The 6,521-nt window shown below is 69.6% G+C and carries 4 protein-coding genes; 2 read left to right on the forward strand and 2 right to left on the reverse strand.

Translation table 11 applies throughout. The annotated features are described in order from the left end of the window. The coding region (locus D7X74_RS43315; RefSeq protein ID WP_199741992.1) for a hypothetical protein at positions 1-210 on the reverse strand (210 nt) is incomplete at its 3' end. 374 nt (positions 211-584) lie between these two features. Here D7X74_RS43315 and D7X74_RS38010 point away from each other — a divergent pair. Further along, on the forward strand, positions 585-1,055 hold the full coding sequence (locus D7X74_RS38010; RefSeq protein WP_120537862.1) for a hypothetical protein: 471 nt from the start codon (positions 585-587) through the stop codon (positions 1,053-1,055). A 43-nt stretch (positions 1,056-1,098) separates the two neighbouring features. On the opposite strand, the gene D7X74_RS38015 is transcribed toward D7X74_RS38010, so the two are convergent. Beyond that, positions 1,099-4,689 (reverse strand): PD40 domain-containing protein, encoded by a 3,591-nt coding sequence (locus D7X74_RS38015; RefSeq protein WP_120537860.1) that lies wholly within the window; start codon positions 4,687-4,689, stop codon positions 1,099-1,101. 183 nt (positions 4,690-4,872) lie between these two features. On the opposite strand from D7X74_RS38015, the gene D7X74_RS38020 reads away from it, so the two are divergent. Next, the gene (locus D7X74_RS38020; protein WP_158622352.1) at positions 4,873-6,330 is read left to right on the forward strand and encodes an LVIVD repeat-containing protein; all 1,458 of its coding nucleotides are present in this window, start codon (positions 4,873-4,875) and stop codon (positions 6,328-6,330) included. Positions 6,331-6,521: the final 191 nt, after the last annotated feature.

Consider the following 6,521-nt stretch of genomic DNA (forward strand, 5'->3'; position numbering starts at 1 on the left):
CGGCGGGTGCACCGGGGGAGGATCCACCGGGGGCGGATCCACCGGCGGCGGGTCCACGGGCGGTGGATCCACCGGTTCCTGCGGATCCGTCGTGCCGGGATCCGTGATGCCGGGATCCGTCACGGCGGGTGGAACATCGGGATTCGACGAACCGGCACCACCGCACGCGGCCAGCAACATCGAGAGGCTGAGCAGAAGTCTTGGACGCATCATCCACCGCTCCTGGAGCAAGGCGTGTGCCTCTCCAGCAGCCCGTCGGATGGCCTCCTACATGCCTTGGGGGGCAAGCGAGTGGCCCCTGCAAGTCCGCGCGGCCGCCCTGGAAGGGGAAATTCCTTTCCCACCCCGGCGGTCACCCGTTCTTGACGGCGCCCCATGACGGACCGCGTAAGGCCCGCGATTCACGGCTGCCTGCCTGGAGTCCGGGACCAGCGGAGCAGGCGACCTGTGTCCCCTGAAGCGGGCAGCCGGGCGAAGGCCCCCGGACGGCGCGCTGTGCATGAACGCCCCCTCCAGCCCTAGCTTCCTGGGAGCAGGCTGGAGGACGGCCCGAATCCGTCCGCGAACCCGTCAGGGGAGTGACGATGGAGTCCTGGAACCAGACCTCGACCGATGCCGCGCGGACCCATGCGCCATCCACGGTGAATCGTCGCATCGACGCCCACGTGGAGTCGTGTGTCCGCTGCATGGCCGAGCGGGCGGACCGCGCGGAGATGAGCCGGTACCTCGACAAGCTGGAGCGCGAGTGGGAGATGCACCGCGCCGTGGCCGTGGGCGGCTCCGCCCTGGCGCTGGCGGGCCTGCTCCTGGGGCGCCGTGACGGCCATGGCTGGCGCATGCTCAGCGGTGTGACGCTCGCCCTGCTGCTTCAACAGGGCCTCACCGGCTTCGGGCCCCTGTCCGCGGTGGTGCGCGCGCTGGGCGTGCGCACCCGCAGGGAGATTGACCTGGAGAAGTTCGCCATCAAGGCCCTGCGCGGAGACTTCGAGCGCATCCCCAACGACGGGGGGCCGCTGGCTCGCGCCAACGCCGCCCTCGTCGCCGCGCAGTCCTGAAGCGCGCTTCCTGGATCCGACGACGACCCCGGGTGCCTGAGCGTCAGTGCACCAGGGGCGTCGTGTAGCCGCCGCCCAGTGACGGCATCAGCGAGAAGCTGGGCGCGGTGGCGACCGCCTTCTTGCCGGTGTCCTTCTGGTCGAAGAAGCCATTGAGGCCGGCGACGCCGATGGAGAAGTTCGTCACCCAGCCCTCGTCAGGCTTGCCGGCGGCGGCCTTGATGTCGAACGGCCGCGCGAAGTGCAGCCGCAGGAGCAGGGGCCCCAGCGACAGGTTGAAGCCGATGACGGCGTTGAGGACGCGGTGGTCCCAGAGGTCGTGCGTCCCGTCACCCACGCCGCCCGCGTCGATGGCCGCGATGGCCTCCAGGTCGCTCAGGAAGGCCACCCGGATGATGTCGTTGAGGGGAAGCTGCGCCTCCAGCGTGGAGTAGACGAAGTGCTGGCCCAGCAGCCACTCCTCGTCGCCGAAGTTCACGCCGCGCAGGGTGTCGAAGCTGGACAGGTAGTAGGAGCGCGCGTACCGGCCGCCCACCGTGCTGCCCGCGCCCAGGCGGATGAAGATGTTGCTGCGGCCGTAGATGGGGAAGTACCGCTCCATGTCCAGGCGCATGTTGCCGTACGCCTGCCCGTCGAAGGGCTGCAAGCCGGCGGTGGCCTCCAACAGGATGGAGCTGCCCGCCAGCGGGCCCGTCGCGTAGTGGTACTTCAGGCTGTCGTAGCCGATGCGGCCGCTCAGCTCCGTCTGGAAGCGGATGTGCTGGTTGTCGGCCCGCCACGCGGACAAGAGCTCCAGGTTCGCCTCGTTGCGCTCCGGGAACGCCAGGTAGAACTCGTTGAAGTCGTCCAGGAAGTACTTCGTGCCACCGAGGCTCAGGTCGCCCTGCACGTAGAAGAAGGTGCTGAGCGGGTAGCGCAGGCTGCCCAACGCGCCGAAGTAGCGCTCCGACGAGATGAAGAACGGCCGCTGCTCCGGGGGCAGGTCGTCGAACGTCTTGTCGATGCGGAAGCGCAGCGACTGGAAGATGCCGCCGCCCCAGGTCGTGCGCTTCTCGTCGTTGATGTACAGCAGCAGGCCGTCCGTCAGCTCGAACGAGCCGTACACCGCCAGCGACAGGACCATCTGGTGGTCGCGCAGCCGGTCCGACGCGGACGCGAACACCTGGCCCACGAAGCCGCCGCCGCCCGCGCCCGCGAAGCCGAAGATGGGCCCCAGCTCGATGTTCTCGCGCGTGAAGGGCCGGTACGCCAGCGCGTCCGTGAGCGGCCGCAGCGCCATGGGGGAGGGCGGATCCGCCTGAGGCTCCTTCGGGTCCTCCAGCGACAGCATGCGGGGCGGGCGCAAGAGCGACGGCTTCCGCTCACCGGACATGTGGAAGAGCATCCACAGGCCGCCGTCGGGGCCGGGGCCGGGTTCGAAGACGCCCGTCGTCAGGTCGGTGCGCCGCACGATGCGCCCGTCCGCGAGCCGCTCGTGCAGATCGGAGCTGCTCTGGTTGTAGGCCACGAAGAACAGGCGCCCGTCCGCCAGCGCGATGGGATCCGACTCGTCGCGCTCCTCGCTGGTGAGGCGCTCCGCCTGACCCGCGGGCGCGTCCGGCTTCACCCGGAAGAGGTTGTACTTGCGGTGGGACGTGGCGTCGGACGTGTAGATGATGCCGGAGGGGCCCCACGTGAGCTGCCGCTCGGCGAACACGTCGTGGGTCAACTGCCGGGGCTTCGCGTCCGTGCCCTGCGACAGGTCGATGACGTACACGTCGCGCAGGCCTGAATCATTGATGCCGATGAACGCGAGGAACTTCCCGTCCGGGGAGAACGCCGGCGAATAGATGGCCAGCACGCCCTGCCTGTCGATGCGGTACTCGCGCCGGTCGCCCACCTCCAGCTTCACGGTGAGACCCACCTCCCGCCCGATGCCGGTGCGGATGGCGGAGCGCCGGACCAGCACGTCCGTGGACTTGCGCTCCTGCAGGTGCACGTAGTCCTGCACGTACAGCACGTCGCGGCCGGTGCGCTCCGCCACGAACGCGAGCTTGTCCTTGGTCAACGCGAAGTTGCGGCCGGACACCGGGTGCAGGGACTCCACGCCCGGCACGCCGTCGCCCGCGACCTTCACGTTCTTCTCCGGCGCGCGCGGATCGATGAGGTACAGCCGGCTCTCGCCCGTCTCCGGCACGATGGTGCGCAGGGCCAGCACGTTGCCGTCCGGGCCGCTGGTCATCGCGGTGACGATTCCGGGCGTCTCGCCCAGCGAGTCCAGCGCGGGCCCCGTCTGCGCCGAGTCCAGGTACGTCTTGAACGAGCGGCGCTTGAGCCAGTTCTCGAAGCGCGCGGAGATGCGCTTCGGATCATCGCCCGTCAGCCGCTCCAGCAGCTCCTCGAACTTGAGCGACGGCGCATCGCGCGAGCCGCCCACCAGCCGGGGCGCCTCCTCCAGCAGGCGCTGCGTGATGCCCGCGCCGTATTCCTCCTCCAGGAAGGCCACGCGCGCCTGACCGACCTTGTAGATCCACAGGAAGCCGTACGGCCCGGGGGAGAAGAAGTCGAGGAACGCGTACCCCCTCATCAGGTCCGGGTTGACCAGCAGGTCCCGCACCATCATCTCCGCCTCGGGATCCAACCCGCGCTTGGCGTAGAACTCGGCCAGACCTTCGATGAACCACAGCGGGTAGCCGCCCAGCGGATCCCCGAACACCTTGGCCTGCTCCGCCACGGTGCGCACCTTCTGGATGGTGAACTGGTGCGCCAGTTCGTGGGTGCTGATCTCGTCGAACAGGTGGTGGTCGCCCAGGTACGGCAGCGACAGCTTCAGGTCCTCGGTGCTGGTGACGCCCAGCGTGCCCTCGGAGACCGCGAACACGTTCGTCTGGAGGAACTCCGCGTAGCTGCTGTAGAGGATGTACGGGAACGTCTCCGTGGGGACGTACTTGAACTGGTCCACCAGGTACCGGTACGCCTCCTCGACGATGGGGGCGGCGCGCTCGGCCACCGCGCGCTCGCGCTCGTAGAAGTAGAAGCGCACGCCGCCCGTCTTCGCGCCCAGGTCCTTCGCGTAGGTGTAGTTGAAGCCGCCGTCGGCGCTGCCCAGCAGCAGGGGGGAGCCGGAGAAGGTGGTACCGCCGTCGTTGCCCACCATGCCCGCGAGGGCACCCGCGTCACCCGCCGTGCCGCCGTCCGCCAGCGCCACCACGCCCGGGGGCGGGATGCCGCCATCCTCCAGGCCGACGACGGTTTGTGGCCCGCTGCCCGCGTCCGCCGTGCCTCCGTCGGCGGAGACGCCCGCCGCCAGGGCGTTGCCCGGGCCCGGGGGCGCCGACGTCACCTGTCCGGAAGGGGTGACCTCCGGGCCGCCCGGGGGCGCCTGCGTGTTGCCCGTCTGCGGGGACACGGTGGGCCCCTGGGGCAGCGCGCCGCCCTGGGTGCCGGGCGGTTGATCATGCGCGGTGCCCGCGCTGGGTTTGGCCAGACCGGCGGCCGCAGGGCCCACGAGGATGTCGATGTGCCGCCACTCGAACTCGTAGCTGTTCACGGGCGTCTTCCCCGCGCGACGGGGGACGACGAAGACCTGGGCGAGCGCGAGCTCCGGCAGGAGCAGGGCCAGCAGCACGGCGACCACGTGCGGACGGGGGTTCAAAAAGCACCTCGTAAGGCGAGGAGACAGGCGTATCAGGGGCCCGACAGGAGGCTCCCTCTCCCATCGGAAACGCACAAGCGGTTCATTTGTTTCTTTGCGTGACGGTGGACGTCAGGGGTGTTCACCCTCGGCACGCGGGAGGGGACTTGGCGCCGGTCGGCATCGCCCGGTATGGAGGAGGGAATGAACCGCCTCCCCCTCGTGGCCGCCACCGTGTTCCTCGCCGTCGGATGCGGCAATACCGACGATTCCGACAACAAAGCCGAGTGTCAGGTTGAAGCCATCGACCTGTCGGGTTGTGACCGCTCGACGCTGGCCGCCGTCCAGCCCGAAGGCATCTGGAACGCCAACATCGCGTTCGAGGACGGGTTCATCGGCCCGTCCACCATCCGCTTCTCACCCGGGGATCCGCTGCTCATCGGCCTGACGATGACGACGAAGCAGATCACCGGGGACACGTTCTACCTGGCCAGCGACGTGACGGGCTCGGATGGCGGCGCGGTGCGCTACGCGTTCTCCGGCTGCAGGGCGTCCAGCCCGGGAGAGGTGCTGGGCGTGGTGCGCGTCTGCGTCAACGGGGCGAAGACGCGCCAGGGCACGTTCACCGCCACGCGCGTGGTGCGGCGCGAAGCCGAGGCGGAAGCCGACCGCGTGGAGCTGCTGGGGGAGATTGCCCTTCCGGGAGGCCGGCCCACGGGCGTGGTGGTGGCGGGCGGCTACGCGTACGTGACGGCGCGCGAGGAAGGCCTGGTCGTCTACGACGTGAAGGACCCCGCGCACCCCACGCTCGCGTCCAAGCAGAAGTTCGGCGCGGAGGTGTTCACCACCGCCCTCGTGTCCGGCTCGACGCTCTTCGTGGGGACGTATGACAGGGGCCTGCGCCTCTGTGATCTGACGGCCGACCCCGCGGTCCCGAACTGCGGCAAGACGTTCCTCTCGGAGGCGGCGACGCCGACGCGCGTGGACGCGCTGGCGAAGGATGGAAACCTGCTCTACGTGGCGTCGCCCACGCCCCGCTCGGACGTCATCATCCTGGATGTGACGCAGCCGCTCGCGCCGACGCTGGTGGTGCGCTACGCGGTGGAGGGCACGAGCGTCACCGCGGGCGAGTACCCCTACGCGCTGTCGGTGCTGGACAACCGCCTGTACGTGAGCAACTGGAGCTACGGCGTCTCGGTGACGGACGTCACCGACGTGCTGACGAAGAAGGCGCCCAAGCTGATGGGTCGCTACTCCGGGTTCTCCACCAGCGCCCTGGCCGTGGGGAAGGTGGGCGCCGCGACCGCCGTGTACGAGGGCTCGGACGCGTGGGGCTCCTCGGTCCTGGCGCTGGACGCCACCAACCCGGAGGCCATCGTGCAGCGCGACGAGCTGGCGCTGCGCAAGGAGGCCTCCCTGGGGGGCATGACGCTGTCGGGAACCACGCTCTACGTGGCCAACTACCAGGACGGACTGCGCGCGTACGACGTGTCCACGCTGGGAGTGATGAAGCCCTCCGGGTACTTCAACACCTGGAGCGAAGGCGACGCGCGCCGAGGGCTGACCTACTTCGAGGGCCTCCAGGGCGTTCACGTCGCGGACGGGCTGGTGTATGGGTGGGACACGACGCGCGGGCTGCTCATCTTCCGCCACACCCCGTGACTGACGCCAAGGCTGCATCATGACCCAGGTGAACGGATGTGGTCGTTGTCAGACCCTGCCTGAGCCGCCCGAAGGACCGGGGCGGCTCTTCCTGTGGCCCCCGCTGGGCCACAGCCTGGGCAAGCTGGTGGCGCACCTGCGCGAGGCGGGCGGGGCCTACCAGCTTCGCACCGACGCGCACTGTGTCGTGG

This window comes from Corallococcus sp. CA047B (assembly GCF_003612065.1).
Taxonomy (GTDB): Bacteria; Myxococcota; Myxococcia; order Myxococcales; family Myxococcaceae; genus Corallococcus; species Corallococcus praedator.

Excerpts from the sequence above, each read along its gene's own strand:
- D7X74_RS38020 (WP_158622352.1), top strand. The coding sequence starts at position 4,873 with ATGAACCGCCTCCCCCTCGTGGCCGCCACCGTGTTCCTCGCCGTCGGA.
- D7X74_RS38010 (WP_120537862.1), top strand. The coding sequence starts at position 585 with ATGGAGTCCTGGAACCAGACCTCGACCGATGCCGCGCGGACCCATGCG.